This is a genomic window from Mesorhizobium sp. M1A.F.Ca.IN.020.06.1.1, from assembly GCF_004023265.1.
Classification (GTDB): Bacteria; Pseudomonadota; Alphaproteobacteria; order Rhizobiales; family Rhizobiaceae; genus Mesorhizobium.
Map to the genome: position 1 here is coordinate 1 of NZ_RZSR01001656.1, position 615 is coordinate 615.

The window sequence follows — 615 nt, forward strand, 5'->3', positions numbered from 1 at the left end:
CTCTGAAGGCGGTCCGCTAGAGTTCGATCGCAAGCCGCGCCAGGGTCATGGCGGCGGCGTCACTGAAATGGTGGGTCGCCGGCATTTCGTGGCGCATGTCCCGGGCACGCGCTTTCTCGACGCCTCGACCGCCGGCGAGTTCGCCACCGACGCCGAGCTGGCCCTGGCGGCGAACTGGGACCGCACCGCCTCCAGCGTGAAGAACATGAGCTTCATCGCGCTGAAGACGACGGAGGCGTAACGACCTTTCGACCGCTTGGCGGGGAGGCAATGCTCCGCCAAGCTGGCTCCGCTTGGTCAGCGCTCACAGCAACGATAGTTCTCGAACGATTACCGATGTGCCGACAGCAACCTCTGACTGCAAAAATTCGGTTGTGTTGCGCAAAAAACACATCAACGCTCGGTGGCCGCTGATAGGTTGGGAGTCGGGTTTCACTTTGGGGTTTCGATGCGCTCACTTTCCTTCTTGTTTGCCGGTTTGCTGGCTTTGTTGACCGGGTCCGCAATGGCCGCCGATGCGGTGGCGGGCGCTCCGGCGGAAAGCATCAACTGGTCGGGTGCCTATCTCGGCGGCGTCGCCGGCTACGGCTGGAAGTCCGACAGCTATCATTACTC

1 pseudogene is annotated in these 615 nt (G+C 62.1%); it reads left to right on the top strand.

Features of this window, described 5'->3' with window-relative positions:
- Positions 1 to 241, top strand: a pseudogene (locus EOA60_RS36175) (Coat protein); the annotation flags it as partial.
- Between the last annotated feature and the right edge of the window lie 374 nt (positions 242 to 615).